10 protein-coding genes and 2 tRNA genes are annotated in these 22,704 nt (G+C 47.1%); 8 read left to right on the forward strand and 4 right to left on the reverse strand.

Features of this window, described 5'->3' with window-relative positions; all coding sequences use genetic code 11:
- Positions 1-130: 130 nt before the first annotated feature.
- Positions 131-4,159, reverse strand: a complete 4,029-nt coding sequence (locus tag ISX59_RS18510; protein WP_032539158.1) for a two-component regulator propeller domain-containing protein — start codon at positions 4,157-4,159, stop codon at positions 131-133.
- Positions 4,160-4,479: 320 nt separating this feature from the next.
- Here ISX59_RS18510 and ISX59_RS18515 point away from each other — a divergent pair, with 320 nt between their 5' ends.
- From ISX59_RS18515 to ISX59_RS18525, 3 genes are read left to right on the forward strand one after another with little or no spacing between them, the layout of a single operon-like run.
- The gene (locus ISX59_RS18515; RefSeq protein WP_022011252.1) at positions 4,480-7,650 is read left to right on the forward strand and encodes a TonB-dependent receptor; all 3,171 of its coding nucleotides are present in this window, start codon (positions 4,480-4,482) and stop codon (positions 7,648-7,650) included.
- 11 nt (positions 7,651-7,661) lie between these two features.
- The gene (locus tag ISX59_RS18520) at positions 7,662-9,641 is read left to right on the forward strand and encodes a RagB/SusD family nutrient uptake outer membrane protein (protein ID WP_005811641.1); all 1,980 of its coding nucleotides are present in this window, start codon (positions 7,662-7,664) and stop codon (positions 9,639-9,641) included.
- 18 nt (positions 9,642-9,659) lie between these two features.
- Positions 9,660-10,967, forward strand: a complete 1,308-nt coding sequence (locus ISX59_RS18525; RefSeq protein ID WP_005811639.1) for a hypothetical protein — start codon at positions 9,660-9,662, stop codon at positions 10,965-10,967.
- On the opposite strand, the gene ISX59_RS18530 is transcribed toward ISX59_RS18525, so the two are convergent.
- Positions 10,953-11,111, reverse strand: a complete 159-nt coding sequence (locus ISX59_RS18530; protein WP_175413936.1) for a hypothetical protein — start codon at positions 11,109-11,111, stop codon at positions 10,953-10,955. The genes ISX59_RS18525 and ISX59_RS18530 overlap by 15 nt on opposite strands.
- 77 nt (positions 11,112-11,188) lie before the next feature.
- Between ISX59_RS18530 and ISX59_RS18535 the strand changes: the two genes are divergently transcribed.
- Entirely contained in the window at positions 11,189-13,939 is a 2,751-nt protein-coding gene (locus tag ISX59_RS18535) for a DUF5695 domain-containing protein (RefSeq protein WP_022011253.1), read from the forward strand.
- Between the two features lies 1 nt (position 13,940).
- Positions 13,941-16,403: a glycoside hydrolase family 127 protein gene (locus ISX59_RS18540; RefSeq protein WP_032539159.1), complete on the forward strand. Its 2,463-nt coding sequence runs from the start codon at positions 13,941-13,943 to the stop codon at positions 16,401-16,403.
- A gap of 129 nt (positions 16,404-16,532) precedes the next feature.
- Here the strand turns inward: ISX59_RS18540 and ISX59_RS18545 are convergent.
- Both ISX59_RS18545 and ISX59_RS18550 read right to left on the reverse strand, forming a co-directional pair.
- A tRNA-Asn gene (locus ISX59_RS18545) sits at positions 16,533-16,606 on the reverse strand.
- A 27-nt stretch (positions 16,607-16,633) separates the two neighbouring features.
- Positions 16,634-16,707: transfer RNA gene (locus ISX59_RS18550), tRNA-Asn, on the reverse strand.
- Between the two features lie 82 nt (positions 16,708-16,789).
- Here ISX59_RS18550 and ISX59_RS18555 point away from each other — a divergent pair.
- The 3 genes from ISX59_RS18555 (at position 16,790) to ISX59_RS18565 (ending at position 22,540) form a co-directional block, all read left to right on the forward strand.
- A complete protein-coding gene (locus tag ISX59_RS18555; RefSeq protein WP_005781950.1) occupies positions 16,790-17,779 on the forward strand; it encodes an adenosine kinase in 990 nt (329 codons plus the stop codon).
- Positions 17,780-17,823: 44 nt separating this feature from the next.
- The gene (locus ISX59_RS18560) at positions 17,824-19,509 is read left to right on the forward strand and encodes a S41 family peptidase (RefSeq protein ID WP_220576140.1); all 1,686 of its coding nucleotides are present in this window, start codon (positions 17,824-17,826) and stop codon (positions 19,507-19,509) included.
- Between the two features lie 193 nt (positions 19,510-19,702).
- Positions 19,703-22,540 carry a hypothetical protein gene (locus ISX59_RS18565; protein WP_220576141.1) on the forward strand — a complete coding sequence of 946 codons (2,838 nt, stop codon included), beginning with the start codon at positions 19,703-19,705 and terminating at the stop codon, positions 22,538-22,540.
- Positions 22,541-22,704: the final 164 nt, after the last annotated feature.

Below are 22,704 nucleotides of genomic sequence, written 5' to 3' on the forward strand. Positions count from 1 at the left end.
TTAATAGCTCTTATTATTCATATGGGTAATGTTTATGGGAGTAGAGGCTATTATCCGGCATTTACAAAAAACGAATGTATCCGACCACTTTTAGAATGTATTTTTCCGAATGGGTGATGAACCGGTCTGTTTACTGACCTTTGCTGTTCTTGAATTCATTGGGTGTCACTCCACAGAAACGCTTAAATGTTTTGCTGAAGTAGCTGGGATTATTGAATCCAAGCTGCCATGAGATTTCGGCGATAGTCAGATTGGTTTTTATAATCTTTACTTTGGCAACATCGATCTTGATTTTATTTATAAATTCGGTGGCACTCAGATTTAACAGTTTCTTCAGCTTATTGTATAGTTGGGTTCGGCTGATGTTCATGTGTGCAGTCAATTGATCGACACTCAATTCCGGTTCTTCGATATGTTCGATGACGAATTGGGTCAACGATTTGATAAACTCTTCGTCTTTGTTGTTAAGTTCTTCGTTGAGTTCGAATATTTTCATATCGTGATAATGTTCGCGGATATTACTTTTAGCTTTGAGTAAATTGGTGATTCTGAGGTTCAGTTCATCAAAAGTGAAAGGTTTTTCGATATAGGCATCTGCTCCTGCCGATAATCCCTGCAACTCGTTCTCTTTCGAAGGTTGAGAAGTGATAAGAATGACCGGAATGTGAGAATACTCCCGAGAGGTTTTAATATACCTGCTCAATTCATATCCGTCCATATAAGGCATCATGATGTCACTGATAATGATGTCGATAATGTGTGTTTTCAGCAATTCGACAGCTTCCTGCCCGTTATAAGCTGTTTTCACTTTATATAAACGTAGTAATTTACTTTTTAATATGTTGTTGATATCCGGATTATCTTCTACCAGTAGTACAGTCATTTTCTTTTCTGTATTTGCGGCATTCATATCTTCTTTTAACCCGGAGTTATTGAGTAGGTATACAGTGTCTGCTACTACGTCGGGGGAATTGACGATATCCAGCGTTTCATCGGGAACGATCATATCTTTAGAGTCTTCTACCAGAGGTAATCTTACTTTGAAGGTCGTGCCACTATTTTGATGGCTTTCTATCTCAACCGTGCCTGAAAGTAGTTGAACTAATCCATTCACCAAAGCCAGACCGATACCTGTATTAGAATATTTCTGATCAGACGAATCGGTTTTATGGAAAGGTTGCATGACAGCCTCCCGTTGTTCCGGATGAATATAAGAGCTGCTGTTGTGGCAAGAAAGAATCAGTTGTCCGGCATTCTTATCCACATCGATCCTGAAGTTTATTTCACTCTGAGGATCAGAATGTTTGAAGGCATTGCTGAGCAGATTGCTGATGATTTTTTCAATCTTGTCTCTGTCGAAGACCGTATAGTAGGAATCTGTTGAGGTTGTATATTGAAAGACAACCTGTTTTTGTCTGAAGACAGGGATGAACAATTCGAAGATACTACGTCCGTATGTCATGATGTCTCCTTTCACATATTCTATACGGGCGTGATCGGTTTCTACGGAACGAAACTCCAGAAGCTGATTGATAAGAAACTGAAGGCGTTGGATGTTCCGATTGATTATTTTCATTTCTTCTCCGGTGATTGTGTTGTTCCGGCTGATTGATATATCTTCGAATACGGCCATCAGTATAGACAAAGGAGTCTTAAATTCGTGGGTGATATAAGTGAAGAAATTTAGCTTATGCTTGTTTAGTTCGCGCAGGTTGTTCTTTTCCATGCGTTCGATGCGTATATCCATTTTATCACGCATGCGAATGCGGTAGAAGCGGACAATTATAAAGCCGATCAGGAGCCCGATTAAAGAGTAAATGGTGATCATGAAGCCACTCAATAGAAAGTGAGGAAGGATGTTTACAGTGATTTCACGGCGGTCGAATACAACTCCGTTTTTCCCGATAACCCGTACATGGAATTTATAAGTTCCGGGATCGAGGTTGGTATAAGTGACTGATTGTGGGATTTGTTGTGTTGTGTTCCACTCGGTCTCCATACCCTCCAGATAATATTCACAAGAAAGTTGTGACTGACAGTTTTCATTGTAGTTGATTACCAGGAAGTCAAAAGTCAGGGTATTCATACCGTGAGGTAAGCGGATAAGGGACGTACTGTCGATATTGCTTTGCAGGATACCATCCGGTGACGGCTGCACATGCTTATTGAAAACCTTGAAGTCTGAGAAAGTCAGGTGGATATCGTTTGTAGGGTTGTTATGGTTCAATCCTTCCGGCCGGAAAAAGCATACACCATTGATACTTCCGAAGTAGAGAGTACCGTTTGTATCTTTATAACCCGGACAGGTATTAAACTGATTCGAAATCAGATTGTCGGATACCTTGTAGTGGGCAAAACTCTGACTTTCCGGATTAAATGAGAAAATACCGTTGTCCGTACTCATCCATAGATAGCCGAAACCGTCTTCCTGTATGGAATAGATGTCTCTCTGCCGGAGTTCGTTCTTTTTCCCGAAAACCTGTATACTGTCTGCATTTGCATCATATTTCATCAGTCCTCCATTACTGGTGCCAAACCAGACATCTCCTTTCGAATCGATAAAGCTGCAATAGATGTTATCGCTGGTCATAGTTTTACAACCTGTCGCTCCTTTCTGGTATCGGTGGATGCTATGGGTAGGAATATGATACCGGAAGATGCCGTTGAAGTGTGCAGAAAACCAGATATTATCTTTTTTATCACGTATGATGTCGTCAATGCGTATAAGTCGGAATACATCCGGAAGAAAGGGGGTGAATGAATCTGTCTGAAAATGATAGATATTGACTCCCTGGCTTGTGCCTATGAACATAGTATCGGGGTTGTGAACATAGAGCTTATAGATTGAATTATTGGATAACCCCGTATCTCTTCCTGCCAAATTCTTATATGAGCGGATATATCCCCTCTCCAAATCCACCTTTTGTAGGCCGTCGACAAAATTGCCAATCCATATATTGCCGGAGTAATCTTCGGCTAATGCGTGTACGTTGTCTCCGTTTAGCGATGGATGGGTCGATTTGTTTAGGTACCTGATGTGACCGTCCGGATAAAGAATGGAGATTCCGTGATCTTCGGAAGCAAACCATAACGCTCCCTTTTTATCTTTGATGATGTTACTGATCGCTTTTCCTTTCAGGTATTGTTTCCCATTATCTGCTATCAGGTAGTGGAAGTTGTTTTCAGTCAGGCTGGTATAGTTGATACCTCCAAAGAATGTACCGATCCACATAATATCTCCACGACTTTTATAAATGGTGTAGATTGCATTATCGTTCAGTCCGGACTGGACATCTTTCGCATGCTGGCGGTATTGTACGTAACTGTTGTCCGTGTAGTCGTAGATGAAAAGTCCGTTTTCGGTTCCGATCCATAGATTTCCCCGCATATCTTCCTGAATGCAGCGGATATAGCGCATGTCTTTTCTGTCTTGTGAAGAGAACTCCACTGAAACGAACTGGTTATAATTCTTATTATATCGGTACAATCCGTTTTCGGTAGTTCCCAGCCATAGAGTGCCCTGAGAATCTTTGTAGATGGAAGTGAATTCGACAGGATAGTCGGAAGAGACTTCTGCCGCTGTGATTTTCCGGGTCATTTGTCCGTTGGGGCGGAAACAATAAATCGTATTCGGACCGACAGCCCATACATTTCCGTTAATATCCAGTGTTACTTTTATAATCAATCCTTTGTAGAGCAGTGCCATGCTTTGCTCTACTTTATTATACGCATAGAGTCCGGAATCTGATGCGATGAAGACTGAACGTCCGTCGTAGACCATGTCCAGCACGTATAGTGGGGTCTTGGTTTGCGGAACAATAGTGGTGAACTTCTCTTTCATCATATCGTATAAGCACACCCCCTCATTAGTTCCCATCAATAGAGTATCTTTCCCAAGCAGAAGCAGTTTCTCGATGCAGTTTGAAGAAAGTCCGTCATCCGACTTGTAGTATTGTTTAATGTTGTATCCGTCATACCTGTTCAGTCCTTTGAGGGTTGCAATCCAAATATATCCTTTCGAATCCTGCACAATATCGCGTACGGCACTATATGTAAGTCCGTGTTGACTGCCCAGAGAGTGGAACATAAGTTCATTCTGTTGTGCATTTAGTATAACAGAAGAAATAAATAAAATCAGGGTAAAAAAGCTCTTCTTCATTCGTCTCTTAATTACGTACAACACAAAAGTCTGAAATAAAAACGAATCAGAAAGGCACTTATGGTCACAAACTGATATTTATATTCACTATGGTAATGTTTGGTGTAAATATGAATATGAGTATCAGTGAATAATTTATTGTTCTATGGTTCGGGTCTCTTTTCGCCTACTTTTGCTGAAACAACAAAACAGTAAAATACGAATGCAAAAACAACTGAGTATGGAACCACACAAAATGGACTCGTCCTGATTTGGCTTCGGGACTTGACAAAGAAACTAAAAATGTATGAATCCTTTTTAATGACTAAATTACTAATATTATGAATCTAAAAGATCTGAACAACCTTAGAGCAGATACCGAAGGCAGGATAAAAGCCGTCTTCTTAATATGCATGTTTGTGCTGGTGTCGGCAGGTGGATTTGCTCAAAACACAAAGAGCATTTCGGGTACAGTGAGAGAGAAAGGCAGTAATGAAACTGTTATTGGAGCCACTGTACAAGTGAAAGGGGCACACAACGGGGTGATTACTAATGAAAACGGAGAGTATACGATTAAAAACGTATCTCCGGGACAAGTACTTGTTTTTTCGATGATCGGCATGAATACGGTTGAGAAAACCGTAGGCAGTCAGAATCGGATAGATGTACTGATGGATTCGGGAGTGCTGATTGATGAAGTGGTGGTGACTGGTTATCAGACTCAGCGTAAAGTAGACTTAACCGGATCTGTATCCAGTTTGAGCTCCGACCAGTTTATGCAAACCAATCCGTTAAGCCTGGAACAAGCCTTGAAAGGCAAAATATCCGGTGTACAGGTAATGAACAATGATGGTGCGCCGGGTGGAGGAATCACGATTAAGATTCGTGGAGCCAGTTCTATTACGGCAGGCAGCTCGCCTTTGTATGTCATTGACGGTTTCCCGCTTCCTATCTCGGACGATCCGCTGGAAAGTCCTTTAGCAACTATCTCTCCCGATGCCATCGAGAGTATCTCTATCTTGAAAGACGTATCGTCTACTGCCATTTATGGGGCGCAGGGTGCCAATGGTGTTGTGCTGATTACTACCAAGAAAGGTGCGGCCGGTATGAGTGAGATTTCCGTAAAAGCTACTTATGGTATCAGTAAACTGGCAAATTCAATCCCGATGCTGGGTGCCGAAGATTACATGCGTGCATATATGCGTGATATGATTATGAGCGGACGCTGGCAGAATGCCGATTTCTACCAGGAGTATAAAGATCAGGTATGGAATACCAATCCTTCCCGTTTCCAGTTCTATCCGGATCTCTGTTTGCAGAATGGTACCAAGCAGAATTATGAAGTGTCTTACAGAGGCGGAACCGAACGGATACAGAACTCTACCATTTTCTCGTTGATGAACGAAGACGGTATCGCAATCAATACCGGGTTTAAGCGATTCTATTTCCAGACGAATAACAGCATCAAACTGCTTCCACAACTGACTTTGAACACGAATATCTCGTATGAGCACAATATTCGTAGCGGTGCTTTCTGGACAGAAGGAAACATTTTCAATGAAATACAGACTTTCTCTCCACTTGTTCCCAAAGAGTGGACTTTCCAGGAGATAGATGACAACCTGTACTATACAGGTAAAATGGATAATCCTTATCGGAAGCTGAAAGACATTGATTACAATAATAAAAATAATACTTTCTTCGGTCAGGCGGAATTGGTATACAACATTAATGATAACTGGTTTGTAAAAGGCGGTATTGGCGTTCGTATCCCTAAAGGGGAAGTCAAAGAATTTGTTCCGAAGACCATCCAGCGCGGTTATGATAATAATGGCTTGGCTACGTATGCTACACAAAGCGGATTAAATATGCGTGGAGTGATACAGGCCGGATTCAATAAAGTATTCAACAAGGTACACAGTCTTTCGGTGAATGCCGTGTATGAGGCCAATACCAATAAGTATGAAACCTTTAATCAGGAATATTCCCAGTTCAATACCGATTTGGGGTGGGAAGGTATTTATGATGCAAAAAGTGGTAACCATGTGAAGTCTCCCGGTGTATCTTACGAAAAGATAGCCATGCTCTCGGGAGTGTTTATGGCCAACTATTCTTATAAAGGCCGTTACTTGTTGAAAGCTTCCATGCGTGCTGACGGTTCTTCTAAATTCAGTCCCGATAACCGTTGGGGATTCTTTCCATCCGGTGCGCTGGGTTGGAGAGTTTCAGAAGAAGAATTCTTCAAGAATGTGCCTTGGCTGGAGAAGAACGTAAGCAACCTGAAGCTACGTTTCAGCTATGGCCAGGTGGGTAACGACCAGATTGCTCCTTATGCTTATGCACAGACATTGTCTTCCAGCCAGCGTCAGGCCATCTTTGGTGACGGAGCTATCCCGGCTTTGTATACCAGCCGTATGGCGAACCCGGAGATCAGTTGGGAGGTGACCGAAGAGTTTAACGGTGGTCTCGACCTGGATATGTTCAATAACCGCCTGAATGTGTCATTGGACCTCTATACAAAGACTACCCGTGATATGCTGCTCGAACAAAATCTGCCACGTACTTCCGGTTTCGGGAAGGTGACCCGTAACATTGGTTCGGTGCGTAACCGCGGATTTGAGATCAGTGTAGGCGGTGTGCTTATTGATAAAAAGGACTTTACCTGGAATGCTACGGTGAACTTTAGCTCCAATCAGTCCAAGGTGCTTAGCTTAGGTACTGAAACACAGATGCTCGAAGGACGTCCCGTAGGTTCGGCTTCCGGTTCGGAGAATGTTCTGATTAAAAAAGGATATCCTCTCGGACTCTTCTATGGTTTGCAGATGGAAGGCATCCGCAGCAACTGGCATTCGGATTATAACGGTATAGGCAGTGCCGATTCTCCTTGGTGGTATGCTACCGAGAGAGAGATGCCTTACGGTTTCCCATCCTTTGCCGATACCAATGGAGACGGAAAAGTGGATATGAGTGACCGTGTTGTGATCGGAGACGTGAATCCGGTGTTTATCGGTGGTTTGAACACTCGTCTGCGCTGGAAGTTCATCGAACTGGCTATGGACTTCAGTTGGTCATACGGAAATGATATTATCAATGGTAATGTATACAACCTGATGAACAACGGGGATATCCGCAATAAATCGGCTGTGTATTATAAAGATGCCTGGTTTGCGAACAATCCTACCGGTACTTTTACAGGTCCCGGCGCCATTGACTGGTCAGGATATATGTGGGCTGCTTCCAACTCGGAGATGGTGGAAGACGGTTCGTTCCTGAAGATGAACAATCTGGCTGTTACCTTCCGTTTACCGAAGAACGTATTGAAGGCTTGGAAGATTAAAGACCTGGCTCTGACGTATACGATTAACAACGTTTTCTGTCTTACGAACTATTCGGGATATGACCCCGAGGTACGTAGCGGTAGCTCTGTGAACAACCGTATTCTTCCGGGAGTCGACATTTCGGCCTATCCGTACGCCCGCTCTCATATATTCTCACTTAATTTCAAATATTAACAGGTACTGCCATGAAGAAAATATTATTAGCCCTTTTAACCTCTTGCGCCTTAGTGTCGTGTGAGGGGTATTTCGACCAGTTACCGAAAACAGAACTTCCGTCTGAGACTTTCTATACCTCATATGACGCTGCTTTGCGTAATGTTGCTATACTCTATGCCAATGCCGGGCATGTGAACGATGGAATTATGACCAGCGACCGGTTTATGATGCCTTCGCTGATGAATGAAGGTCCGTTCGACCTGACATCTACCTCGGGTAGTGTGCTGAACTTATGGTCAAAGCATTATTCATATATCGCGCAGGCGAACCTGATACTTGAAAGACTGGAAGCTAACAAAGGAGTGATTGACGAGAACGCCGGACATTCTGCATTGGACAAGGCCACCATCACCGGATCGGCAACCGAGATGCTGATGGGCGAGGTGCGTTTCCTCCGGGCTTATGCTTACTTTACTTTGTACCGCTATTACGGTGGTGTGCCCCTGGTCACAGAGCCTACCGGACCGAAACCGGCTTATGTGCCACGGGCAACCCGGCAGGAGATGTTCAAGTTTCTTTATGACGAGATGGCTTATGCACTGGATAAGTGTCTGGATAACCGTTCGGGCATTGCTTACGGCCGTGTGACGAAGGGAGCCGTGGCAGGTATGCTGGCAAAGATGAAGATATTCCATGCTTCTTATATCCGCCGTGCGGAAATGTATGGGGATAAGATCAATGAAACGACGGCTGGCGATGTGGATAAAACGACGTTATATGCCGATGCCGTGAAGTTGTGTGACGATATTATTGCCGGTATATATGGAACTTATGAGCTGGAAGAGTACTTCCCCGCTGTATTTACCAAACGCAACAACGAGATTATGTTCAGCGTGCTGGCAGAAGAAGGGGTGGGCACCGGAAATAAGATACCGATGGGCTTTGCCGGTGAAGGCAAGTACGGTGCTACCGGCGGAAGAAACCTGACCTCGTGGCTGACGCTGCTATATGACATACCGATGTGGGAACATAACTACAGTTTCAAGGACGTGTGTATGGATTACGGACAGGTGGACCGCTTCAATGCCGAGAGTCCGAAACCGGGGACAACTCCTTATGATTTGCAGAATCTTTATGACCGTACCGGGAAATACTCCATAACGGGAGATGTTACCCGTCGCATGTGGAGTTCGGTGAAAGGCTGGGTGACCGGTCCTAACAGTGGCGGTGCTCCAGTCGGCTTGTGGGTATTCGAACCTGCCGGACGTGAACTGGGCCCTGAGTTCTACATCGAACCGGGTAAAGTAAACGATTATACCGAAGAGCAGCTTAAAGTCATGGATGTGGCTCTCGAGAGTCACGAACGGGCTTGGTGGAAGAACGAGACGAACGGGCAGAACAAGCCCAACCTCTGGAACTGTAACTGGTGGCAGTTGGGTAAGTTCCGTAACCTGAATCCGAGTGAGCTGAGCTCTACTTTTGATATCAATTACGGTGGTGTGGACTATCCTGTTTTACGTCTGGCTGAGGTTTACTTACTGAAAGCAGAAGCCCAGATTATGCAGGGTCATGCTTCGGAAGGAGTGAAAACGATGAACATCATCCGTGACCGTGCTTGCCATCAGGGTTCCATCAAAGATATGTTTGTCTCTCAGGGAGATGCTCCTTATACTTACCAGCCGGGTTCGGTTATGATGATTCCTACGAATATCAGTCCGGCCAATGCATTGAAGGAGCTGATGTATGAACGTCTGCGCGAACTGGCAGCCGAGGATGATTGCGGGTGGCTCGATGTAGCCCGTTTCCCGGATGTGTCGATGGTCGACTTGGCAGATATCTGCCGTTATCGTGATCCTCTGCAGTTCTTTGATCCGTTTGGTGATCCGGCGCGTGGAGAGTACCTCTGGCATCTTTTCAACGAAGAGAAGGTATACCGGGTGCTGATGCCGATACCGTTTACCGAGTTATCGTTCTTCCCAGAGATGAAACAGAATCCGGGATATTTCTAATACTAAATACGAATGGATATGAAAACAAATAAACTGATTATAGGGCTGCTTGCTGTGGCAGCCACTTCGCTGGTTTCCTGCGAGAAATTTGGTGCAGACGTAGAGACACCGTCTGTCAGCATCTCCGTATCACCCCAGAATCCGAAAGTAGGCGAAGAGGTGACGGTGACCATCAATACCGATGCCCAGTACCTGACGCTTTTTACAGGTGATGAAGGCAAGAAGTTCGAACGTTCGCGCGTTAAAGCCATTATGGAGCACGATTGGGACAGCTTCTATGAAGAGTGTTACCGGGTTTCTTATGCCAAAAATGGGGAAAAGACCCTGTTTTATAAATACTTTAAAGACTATCAGTCCATCGAAGAGGTGAAGAAGGATTTTGAGTTCTTCGGTGCCATTGACAATATCCAGTTGGTCCCCTACAAGAAAGGGGACTTTCCGGAGGCTTTGATGGAGATGAGCTACATAGGGACCAATCAGCTGAAGTTTACGGTGACCGACCGGCGTATCCCTTCGGGCATACGGATGAAACCGGATATCCACATCTTTGGCGGACTGGCCAACCAGCCGGGTAATACGATTATCGAAAGCCGCTTTGTGGCGTGTGATGCCGACCGTGCGATTCGTAAGTATTCTAATGATGCGTGGGTGGCTGCTTACTTCGGCCTGCACACCGAGCAGTTGGAGGACTTTGGCGGATATAGTGCCGGATACAAGTACTATACGATGCAGGATGAGCGTTCGTACGGCGCATTCCAGACCAACGATCCGCTTTCACGCCGTCCTACCGAAGGATTTTATAAACTGGGCGATATGTACAATCGGGATACGTACCTGCAACCCTTCCTGGATCATGGTGAAAAGATCATTCTCCGCCAGGTGGACATGTACGTCAACGGCCGTTCCACCTTTGCGGCAGCCGACGATTCGCCTTATAAGTACGATCTGGATGGGGATGGAGTATTGGAATCGTATGAATGTGAACTCGATCCTGCTACCGGACTTCCGGTTCACGAAGCCGACTATACGAAGTATAAGGGTTTCCAGGGCGATGTCTATCTCTCTTTCATAGAGATGGGGACCGACGAGTACGAACCTTGGAACACGGGTGTTTCGCTGGGTTCTGTATACACTACCGGAGGAATTCAGAAAACTTATAAGTACATTTACACCGGAGCCGGCGATTTTACCATTACGGCCGTTGCCACCAATGTGGGTGACAAAGACTATAAGGGGATCGATTATAGTGAAGAGCGGAGTAACTCGCTGGATGACTACAGTCATAAGAGAGCACTTAGCAGTGTGAAAATTTCAGTGCAGCCGTGATGCTTCTCTGCCGAATGTAAAACAGTGGTTGAGTATCTGCATGGCAGCGTTTATCCACCAGGGCCCCGGACGAAGTACCACCGTATACTCGGACGAAGTACTGCCGTATACCCGGACGAAGTACCTGCGGATAAAAAGTGCCACACAGCCCTCCTGTGACGGATGAGGCACAGCAATGCTCAACTACTGTAGATTACTTTATTAATTAAAGAATGGTGCCTATGAAACTTAAGTATTATATTTCATCCTTACTCTTTCTCTGTCTGAATATTTCTTCTCTCCGGGGTATAACTCCCCAAATGAAAGTCAGTCCGGACGAAAGGGGAGTAAGCTCGCTCGTCTTTCAGGGGGCGGACAATGTCCGCAACTATATAGACCACGGGAAGTATCTGGGCGATTTGAATCTGGCTTACGAAGTCAGGGGGAAAAGCTATGCAGTCTCTCTGGCCGATATTTCCCCACAGATTCTATCCGCCACCTCCGATAAGATACAGATATTCTGGCAGCTTCCTTCGGATGTGCGCCTCTATCAGACTTTCACCATCAAGGGTGAAGAGGTGGACTGGGAGATTGAGTTTTTCAACCGCAGCCACCATCCGGCGACGGTGACGGACCTGTGGTTCTCTTTGCCTGTCGGTGCTTTGGACGAATCTATCCAGGCACATCAGAATCTGAACCGGCACTTCTCTCTGAACGGGAATGCTTCTTTTTTCTACTGGACTCCGCTGACAGGGCAGGGTGACATCCTGCTGATGACCATGCAGAAGGGAACTTCGATTGAATATGCCACAGCGGACGGCAAATATTATCTGCATTCCACCCATGCTGTGGACCGTACAGATGATACCTGGAGATTGCCGTCTACCTCAAAGACTGTACAGCCTTACGGACACTACGTTACCGGTTTCAACTTCACGCTTGCCGGAAATCACGAGGAGATACAGACGAAAATTTATGATAAGCAAGGGGTGATTGTAAAGGTTGCCCCCGGCATGGTCGTTACTCCGGAGATGGAGGTCTGTTGCGCTTTGCGGTCCAAGCTGCCCGTTACCGGATTGACGGCGGAATATCCTGCGGAGATGCAGATCACCAGCCTTGGACAGAAGGCAGGAGATACATATCTGTATAAGTTTCGTTTCTCCCGTTTGGGAGAGAACCTGATAACGGTACGTTACGGAGAAGATCAGGTCTGTTTCCTCGACTTCTTTGTGACGGAACCCCTGGAGACCCTGATTAAAAAGCGGGCACGTTTCATTGTCGGACGGCAGCAGCATCGCGACCCTTCCAAGTGGTACAATGGGCTTTATAGCCTTTGGGATATGGAGAAAGCCGAGTTGCTTTCGCCCGACCACCTGGGAGACTTGCGGGAAGAGTTCATGGTGGGTGGTTCGGACGACCCGTCCAACAGCAAGCCGGTCTATGTGAGTGAAAAGAATGTCATCTATCCCGACCGGGAAGAAATCGCCTCTCTGGAATACTACGAAGAAAACTTCGTATGGGGCAAGTTGCAACGCACAGACCGGGAATATCCTTATCCGTACGGCATTTACGGCAGCGAAAACTGGCATCAGAACCGTAGCGGGAAATATGGTGGATACGAAGATGGCGGTTCGGGCAAGGGACGCATGTGGCGGACCTTCGACTATACCACTCACTTTGCCATTTATTATAACCTTTACCGGATAGCGGAGGATAATCCCGAGATGGTTTCCTACCTTGATGCCGATGGTTATCTGGAACGCGCCTACCGGACGGCAATGGCCTATTTTGAAGTGCCCTATAACATTTTGATGGGCAAGCAATGGACATTTCATGGCTGGACGGACTGGGCTTATAAACAAGGCAACTTTCACGAGCGCTATCTGCTCGACATCATCCGTGCCCTTGAGCAGAAAGGGAGAGAGAAGGATGCGGCCAAGCTGCGTCGTGAATGGGAGAAAAAAGTAACTTATATGGTTTACGAAGATCCCTGGCCCTTTGGCTCCGAGATGTTTGTCGACCGTACAGCCTTTGAGTCTTCCTATTACGTGGCAGAGTATGCGAAGTTGAATCCTATCGAGCCGGAAGAGCAGTTCTGGTACGACAAGAACCTCAAGAAGTGGTATTCGTATACTTCGTTCGATACTGCGATGATCGACCGTTTCATGCAGAACCAGCTGGATGGGAACCTTGCGCTGCGCGGATTGTTTGAGCCGGGATATGCCAATCTGGGCACAGCGTGGAGCGGACAATACGTAAACCTCGACTATATGACCCAAATGGGAGGTGTGGCATTGCTCGATTATGCCTATCGGTTCTCCGACCGGCCGGACAGATACATCAATTACGGATATAACTCTTTACTGGCTTCATGGGCACTGATGAACACCGGTACGAAGGAGACCGGCTTTGGCTATTGGTATAAGGGAGAGCGGAACGATGGTGCTGTCGGCTGGGCCTTCTCACCCTACCAGAACTCACGCACTTACATGAACTATATCAAAGTGGGGCGTTCTCCCTGGCGGTTTGATGGTGAAATAGACCACGGGCTTACCGGAGGCATCCACGGTTCGGGAGTCTATCTGGTGGATGATCCCAACTTCGGGCTGATCGGCTACGGAGCGAATGTCCGGACGGATAAGAACGGAACCGTGAGTATCACTCCCCTTGACGGAGTACGCCGGCAGATACGTATCATGACTCCTGTCCGTTTCTCCATCGAATTGATGCAGGACGGATTCCGGAAAGATCATCCCGTCACCCTCAAAGGGGCAGCCGAAGAACTGAGCTTCTTCATCGAAAACCGTTCCGGCAAACGTCACAACACCACCATCCGGACCGAAGGAATGCCGGAAGGTAAATATACTGTCATGACCGATCACAAAATGATAACGACATTCCACATTGAGGCGGGTAATACACATCATCCTTATTATATAGAGGTGCCCGTTACGGACAAACATACCCAAGTGAAACTTTTAAAAACAAATTAGAATGAAACATGTACTAACAGGGCTATTTCTGCTTCTCCTTACGACAGCCTGTTCGGAAGAGGGACAGCAGACAATAACACCCGTTCCCTTTAATCAGGTGACTTTGACCGATGGGTTCTGGAAAGAAAGGATGCAGACGGAAATCAACGTAACGGTACCTTTCTCCGTTGAGCAGAGCGCACCGGCGGTAGAGCGTTTCCGGCGTTGCGCCGCCTTTCTGGCAGGAGACTCCACAGCCCTTCCCGAGACTCACCGCTTTATAAGCTCCGATCTTTATAAAGTGATGGAAGGAGTGGCTTATTCATTGATGATTCGCCCGGACAAGGAGCTGGAAGAGTTTATGGATGAAGTGACCGACCTGATTGCTGCTTCACAGAAAGAGGACGGATATTTATATATTTCGCATATTTGTGGTAATCCCGATCCCCGAGAGATGGGAGAGAAACCCTACTCGTGGGTTGTTCATAGCCATGAGCTTTATAATGTGGGGCATCTGTACGAAGCAGCGGTAGCCTATTATCAGGCTACGGGTAAGGATAAACTGCTGAATGTCGCCATAAAGAGTGCCAAGCATGTGAATAAGGTGTTCTTTGAAGGAGGTGATCCCAATTATAATGGCGGCAAACCGGTCAATCAGGCTCCGGGGCACGAAGAGATCGAGCTGGCACTCTGCAAGCTATACCGGGTGACAAATGATACGTTGTACCTCAACATGGCAAAGAAGTTCCTTGAGATCAGAGGAGTCACTTACCGTCCGGAAGGTGAGGGAGTAATGGCGCCGACTTACGCACAGCAGCATGCGCCGGTGAAAGAGCAGACCGAAGCTGTTGGGCACGCCGTTCGTGCGGCATATCTATACACAGCCATGGCACAGGTCGATGCCCTGACCGGACTGAATGACTATACCCGTGCGCTCAATTCTATTTGGACGAATCTGGTCACTACCCGTATGCATATCACCGGCGGCCTTGGGGCCATAGAGGGGATGGAAGGCTTCGGGGCTCCTTATGAACTCCCCAATCTGACAGCCTATAATGAAACCTGCGCGGCGGTAGCCAACGTGTTCTTCAATTATGGTATGTACCTGGACAGCGGAGACGCTAAATTCCTCGATATAGCCGAGCTTTCACTCTTTAACAACTCGTTGGCGGGCATCAACCTGCATGGCGACCGTTTTTTCTATGTCAATCCTCTTGAGGCAGACGGAGTGAGACGCTTTAATCATGGGAATGGCGGACGTGCCAAGTGGTTCGGGTGTGCCTGCTGTCCTCCCAATATTTCACGTCTGATCCTGCAAGTGCCGGGCTATATGTACGCCTATAGCAAAGACAGGGTTTACCTGACCTTGTATGGCGGCAGCCAAACGGAAATTCCCCTAGAAGAAACCCGTGTGAAACTGGAGCAGTCCTCTGCCTATCCGTTCGATGGAAAAGTGCGCGTGACGGTGCAGCCCGAAAAGGCAAGTAAATTCTCGGTTTGTATGCGTATCCCTACGTGGGCACGCTCCGGAGAATTTGTTCCGGGGGGACTTTATCCCTATAAACAACCGGGGCACACGGAAATTGAACTGAGCGTTAATGGACAGAAAACAGATTTCAGGATGGAGAAAGGATTTGCCGTTGTCAAGCGTAACTGGGAGCCGGGTGACGTGGTCGAACTCAACATCCCCATGCCGGTGCGTTTTGTAGATTGCATCCCCGAAGTCAGTGAGAATATAGGTAAGACCGCCGTAACCCGCGGCCCATTAGTCTACTGTGCCGAAGAAGTGGATAATGCCGGCCCCGTCCAACGCCTCTATCTGGGCGATGTTAACGAATCACAGGCAAAGGTGGCCAATATATCCTCCGGTGTGCTGCAAGGATTGGAAAGTATCACCCTGCCGGGTATGGAGAAAAAAGTGGAAGGCATCACCACCCGTGAGATCACGATGGTTCCTTACTACGCCTGGTGCAACCGGGGAGACAACCGTACGATGCTGGTTTGGTTGAACGATGAGGCCTCCACCGCCAGCATCGGCCAGCAAGCCATGGCTTATCTCCGTAATATCAAAGCGGTGAACGTATCCTCCCTGGCTGCCGGAAAGAATATTTCCACACGTGCGCTTTGCGACGGAAAAGTATCCGATTCTTCCGCAGACAAGCTGACTGAAAGGTGGATGTCCGACGGCTCGGGCAGACAATGGGTGCAGGTAGACTTCAGAGAACCCTTTCTGCTGAACTCCCTTTCCATGTATTGGCTGGACGATCAGGAAAAAATAGCCATTCCGTCCGGTTGGTCGGTAGAGTATAAGTCGGATGCCGGATGGAATCCCCTTGAACTCTATGTGACGGACTCATATCAGGTGGGCACCGATCGGTTCAACGTAGTACATCCTTCAGGCAGTGTTGAAGTGGAATCCGTTCGTATTCTTATAGAACCTCAGAAAGGAAAATCAATAGGTGTTTCAGAGATAAGGTTTGAGTAGGTTCTTTTTTTTCAGCAGGAAAGAGGGTGTTGTACAGCAGAGGCAACATCCTCTTTCTCTATCAGTACATGCCGTATTCTCACAATGTAAAAACAAAAAAGGTCCGCCGTAATGACGAACCTTTGTTTGCTCTTCCTCTTGGACTTGAACCAAGGACCCTCTGATTAACAGTCAGATGCTCTAACCGACTGAGCTAAGGAAGAATTTAGCAACTGAGAATTTGAACTTTGCTCTTCCTCTTGGACTTGAACCAAGGACCCTCTGATTAACAGTCAGATGCTCTAACCGACTGAGCTAAGGAAGAATGATTTGTTTTTCTCAATTGCGATGCAAAAGTAATAGGATATTTTGAAATATGCAATATCTTTGCAAAAAAAATTAGTGAAATGGATAAAATAATTGGATTGGGCAACGCCCTGGTAGACGTACTTGCAACCCTGAAAGATGATACACTCCTTGATGAAATGGGATTACCCAAGGGAAGCATGCAACTTATTGATGATGCTAAGTTACAGCAGATTAACGAACAATTCAGTCAGATGAAAACCCACTTGGCGACTGGTGGAGCAGCGGCAAATTCCATACTTGGACTCGCCTGTCTGGGTGCCGGAACCGGTTTCATCGGAAAAGTCGGAAATGACGCTTACGGAAACTTTTTTCGGGAGAATCTGCAAAAAAATGGTATCGAAGATAAATTATTAACGTCTGATCTGCCGTCGGGAGTCGCTTCTACTTTTATTTCTCCGGACGGAGAACGTACTTTTGGTACTTATCTCGGTGCTGCTTCTACGCTGAGAGCCGAAGATCTGACACTGGATATGTTCAAAGGTTATGCTTATCTGCTTATAGAGGGATATCTGGTACAGGATCACGATATGATTCTTCATGCCATTGAGTTGGCAAAGGAAGCCGGTTTGCAGGTTTGCCTCGATATGGCAAGTTATAATATTGTGGCAGGCGATCTTGAGTTCTTCTCTTTATTAATAAATAAGTATGTAGATATTGTTTTCGCCAATGAAGAAGAGGCAAAGGCGTTTACGGGTAAAGAAGACCCGAAGGAAGCCCTTGAACTGATCAGTAAGAAATGCAGTATCGCCATTGTAAAGGTAGGTGGAAATGGTTCTTACATCCGTAAGGGTACGGAGGAGATCAAAGTAGAGGCCATTCCTGTAGAGAGAGTGATCGATACGACGGGAGCAGGTGATTATTTCGCTGCCGGATTTCTGTACGGGCTGACTTGCGGCTATTCTTTAGAGAAATGTGCAAAGATTGGTTCAATTCTCTCCGGAAATGTTATACAGATAGTTGGAACCACGATTCCTTGCGAGCGTTGGGATGAAATAAAGTTAAATATTAACGAAGTTCTGTCAGAGTAAGCAGGCAATGAGTTACTTTTACGTCTCATTTTAACGAAAAGTGTATGAAAAAGTTTCTGAATAGACGAAATGGTGTCCTGTTGGCAGCCGCATTGGTTGGCGTAGCATTCTTTAGTTTCAAGAGCGGTGACGACCGCAATTTCCAGATTGCTAAGAATCTGGATACCTTTAATTCTATCGTCAAAGAACTCGATATGTTTTACGTAGATACGCTCGATCCGAATAAGACGGTTCGTGAGGGGATCGACTATATGCTCTCGTCACTCGATCCGTATACGGAATATTATCCGGAGGACGACCAGGCTGAACTGCAACAGATGTTGAATGCTTCGTTCGGAGGTATCGGATCTTTGATCACGTACAACCAGAAACTGAAACGTTCGATGATAGCCGAGCCTTTTGAAGGAACCCCTGCTGCTAAAATCGGACTGAAGGCAGGCGATATCCTGATGGAGATAGACGGAAAAGATCTGGCGGGAAAAAACAACCAAGAGGTGAGCCAGATGCTCCGGGGTGCAGTAGGTACGAGCTTTAAGCTGAAGGTAGAGCGTCCGGACGAAAAGGGTGGCACCCGGCCGTTGGAGTTTAATATTGTACGTCAAACCATCCAGACTCCGATGATTCCTTACGATACCATCTTTAATAAAAATGTAGGTTATATCAATCTGAGCACCTTCTCCGGTACTCCTTCCAAAGATTTTAAGAAGACATTCCTGAGACTGAAGAAAGAGGGCATCACCTCGTTGGTGATTGACCTGCGCGGAAACGGTGGCGGACGTCTGGAAGAAGCGGTAGAGATTGCTAATTTCTTTTTGCCCCGCGGCAAAGTGATCGTGACTACCAAGGGAAAGACCAAACAGGCCAGCAATACGTATAAGACATTGCGTGAACCGCTGGATCTCGATATTCCTATTACCGTATTGGTAAACGGAGGCACTGCTTCCGCGTCCGAAATCCTTTCGGGAGCTTTCCAGGATTTCGACCGCGCCGTGATTGTGGGAAGCCGTACGTTTGGAAAGGGATTGGTGCAGACCACCCGTCCGTTGCCTTACGGAGGTGTGATGAAACTCACGACTTCTAAGTATTATATCCCCAGCGGACGTTGCGTACAGGCCATCGACTATAAACACCGCAATGAGGACGGCAGTGTAGGTATCATCCCCGACAGCCTGACTACCGTATTCCATACGGCAGCCGGACGTGAAGTTCGCGATGGTGGAGGTGTGATGCCGGATATCGAAGTGAAACAGGAAAAGTTGCCTAATATCCTCTTCTATCTGGTGCGCGATAACCTGATCTTCGATTATGCAACGCAGTACTGCCTGAAGCATCCGTCCATCCCTTCTCCGCAGGAGTTCAAGGTGACCGATGCCGACTATAACGACTTCAAGGCAATGGTGAAGAAAGCCGACTTCAAGTATGACCAGCAGAGTGAGAAGATCATGAAGACGCTGAAAGAGGCTGCCAAGTTCGAAGGGTATCTGGATGAAGCATCGGAGGAGATCAAGGCACTGGAGAAGAAACTGACTCATAATCTGGACCGCGATCTCGATTACTTCTCAAAAGACATCAAGTCGATGATTGCCGATGAGATCATCAAGCGTTACTACTATACACGTGGAGGGATCATCCAGCAATTGAAGGATGACGATGGGCTGCAAGCCGCTCTCAAGATATTGGCCGATCCGGTCAAATACAAAGAAACTTTGAGTGCTCCGGTAAAGAAATAATAAATGGGGCTGTGTCAAAAGTCTTTTCACCACAGATTACACTGACTTTCACGGATTATCAACATCGATAATCAATGACTTAAAATTCACTTTGTGTTACTCTGTGTCCTCTGTGGTGAAAACAAACTATCAACGTCCGATAAGATAGCTCTGCTTTTTCCGCACAAAGAATTTTTCTAAAGACGACTGACTGATGAAGAATCTGTTATTGTTCCTTGTTTTTGTTTGTACTCTTTCTCTTCCTTGCTGGGGCAACCCTGTCCCTTTTTCACCTATTGTCCGCAATTATTCTGTCCTCGACTATAATGCCGGTAACGAAAACTGGGCCGTTGCGCAGGACGGGCGGGGCGTCATGTACTTTGGCAACAACAGCGGACTGCTTCGGTATGACGGAAGCCGGTGGAAGCTGTTTCCTTTGCCGGCGTCGGGCATTGTGCGTGCCGTTTACGTGGCTTCCGACGGGCGTATCTACGTCGGATCGTTCGAGGAGTTCGGTTATTTTGAAGAGAACGACCTGAACTTACTGGAATATCATTCCCTGAAAGATCAGGTGAAAGGGTTCAATTTTCACAATGACGAGATATGGACTATCGTGGAGCAGGGAGGGAACATCGTCTTTCAGTCATTCGGTTCATACTTCATATACGATGGCACGACGACGAAAGGAGTCCGCTGCCATGAACTGCCCCTGAATCTGTTCCGGGTAGGGGATACGGTTTATTCCCAACTGATCAATGCAGGTGTTTGTGTCTTTACGGGTGATAGGTTTACTCCGTTGATCTACCGACAGGAGTTGGGCAACAGCGACGTACTGGCAGGTTTGCCCTATCCCGGTGGAATGTTGTTGCTGACCCGTAACAGCGGTGGATATCTTTATACCTCCTCCGGCATTCGTCCCTGGCATACAGATTGTGATGAGGAGTTGAAACGCCATACCGTCAATCGGGCAGTGATGACGAAAGACTCTTGCTACGTGATAGGAACCATCTCCAACGGGCTGTATGCCTTCAGTAAAGAAGGACGCCTGCTCTGGAAAGAGAACGCTGACAACCAGTTGGAGAATAACACTGTCCTGGGGCTGTATTGCGATATAGACAATAATATCTGGACAGCCCTCGACAACGGCATTGCCTACGTGCGCAACAATTCTCTGATTTATCATTTCGAGCCGGTGCGTCGCAAGGTCGGAATGGTGTATGACGTGCTGGTACGCGAAAAGGATGCCTATATCGCTTCCAACCAAGGGTTGTACCGGCTTGAAGATAACCTCCTGGAACTGGTTCCGGGACTCGAAGAGCAGGCATGGACCATCGGCGAATGGGGCGATCAGGTGCTTTGCGGACACAATAAAGGTACTTTCCAGATTAAAGGCATGCAGGCCCGGCTTCTTTCCGACGTACGGGGAGCTATGTGTATGCGGCAGGCGCAGATCGGTGGGGAAGAGCTCCTGATACAAGGTACCTACACTTATCTGAATATTTATAAGAAGAATGCTGCCGGTGAGTGGTACTTCTCCAATTCGGTGCGCAACTTCAGCCACATGGCAAAGAACATCGAAGTGGATCCTCACGGCAACATCTGGGTGCAGCACATGCGCAAGGGGCTTTACCGGGTGCGTCTCGATGAAGCGTTGAAGCAGGTGACGGACCTGAAGCAGTACGACTCTCTGTCGGGGAATCCGGGCGGGCATTGTTACCTTTTCAAGGTAAACGGACGTGTCGCCTTCTCGGACGGGCGGAACTTCTACACTTATGACGACATGGCGGATTCCATTATTCCCTACAAAGCGATGAACGAACAGTTGGCCGCACTCCGGGATATCCACACCGTCACCGCCATGAAAGGCGATCTGTACTGGTTTCTCAGCGACCGCGAGGCCTGTCTGGTGAGATGTACCGTGAACGACTTTAAGGTGGAGCGGAGAATACCCTTCTCCATGTTTGGCAACCTTCCCATCGAGGGGCTGGCCCGGATGGTATACGACAAGCGGAATGATTGCTCTTACCTCTGCCTCAATAACTCCTTTGCCCGTATCGCTGCCGACAGCACCGGGCTGTACAAGTCCCGTGAGCAACCGTCTTTATGGATCTCCGGCTTTTCGGCATTCAACGAGCAGACGGGCGAGCGGCTGCAACTTCCGGTTTCGGGAGATGATGAGATAGCCCCCGCTTTCAACAATGTAGGCATCTCTCTTGCCTATCCCGTTTACAATGATTTTGCGTTTCATGTGCGTTACCGCCTCGAGGGGTTGTCCGGCAAGTGGATCGAGGGACTTCCCGATTTGCAGAAAGACTTTACCCGGCTGCCATTCGGTTCTTATCGCTTCCGTGCCGAGGTGTACGATGACGGCGGGGTGGTTGCTGCTGTCGAACTGCCTTTCCGTATCCTGCGTCCCTGGTATCTTTCGTACGTAGCCATTGCCGTTTACGCTCTCTCCGGGCTGGCATTTCTGTTGGGGCTCCTTTATGGGGTCTACGTCTATACCAAGAAGAAGAAAGATGCCGTCATCGACCGTCAGCGCGCGCACCATAAAGCAGAGATAGAGCAGCAGGAAAAGAAGATCATGGCACTGGAGAAGGAGCAACTCGAGGCCGACCTCCGCTTCAAGAGCAAAGAGCTTTCGGGCGTGGTGATGACCAACATCGCGCATCAGGAGTTCCTGAGCTCGCTGAAAGAGGAGTTGCAGCAGCAGAAACTCTCCGGGCAATATACCCGCAAGAACCTGGATAAGCTGCTTTCGATGATCAATCAGAATATTGTCTCCGACGAAGAGAGCTGGAATATGTTCCAGTCCAACTTCGACCGGATACACGAGAATTTCTTCCGGAACCTGAAAGAAAAGTTCCCTGACCTGACTTCCGGCGATTTGCGCCTGTGCGCGCTGCTCCGGCTCAACCTGCCGACGAAGGAGATTGCGAAGCTGATGAACATTTCCGTAAGGGGTGTCGACGCTGCCCGCTATCGTCTGCGCAAGAAGTTGGGGCTTCCTCCGGAGAGCAGCCTGACGGATTTTATGATCTCCTTCAAGTAGTTGGAAATTAAATGATTGATATGAAAAGAAGTACTAATGCAGTACTTCTTTTTTTGTTTTTTCGGGTTTGTAGTATTCTTGCCGTATGGATAAATGGAAGGCATTTGCCGGAGATTCGCTTTATTTGTACCTGCAAAGTCGGAACATTCATAAATAGATACTAA

The organism is Bacteroides sp. FSHCM14E1, assembly GCF_019633785.1.
Lineage (GTDB): Bacteria > Bacteroidota > Bacteroidia > Bacteroidales > Bacteroidaceae > Bacteroides > Bacteroides hominis.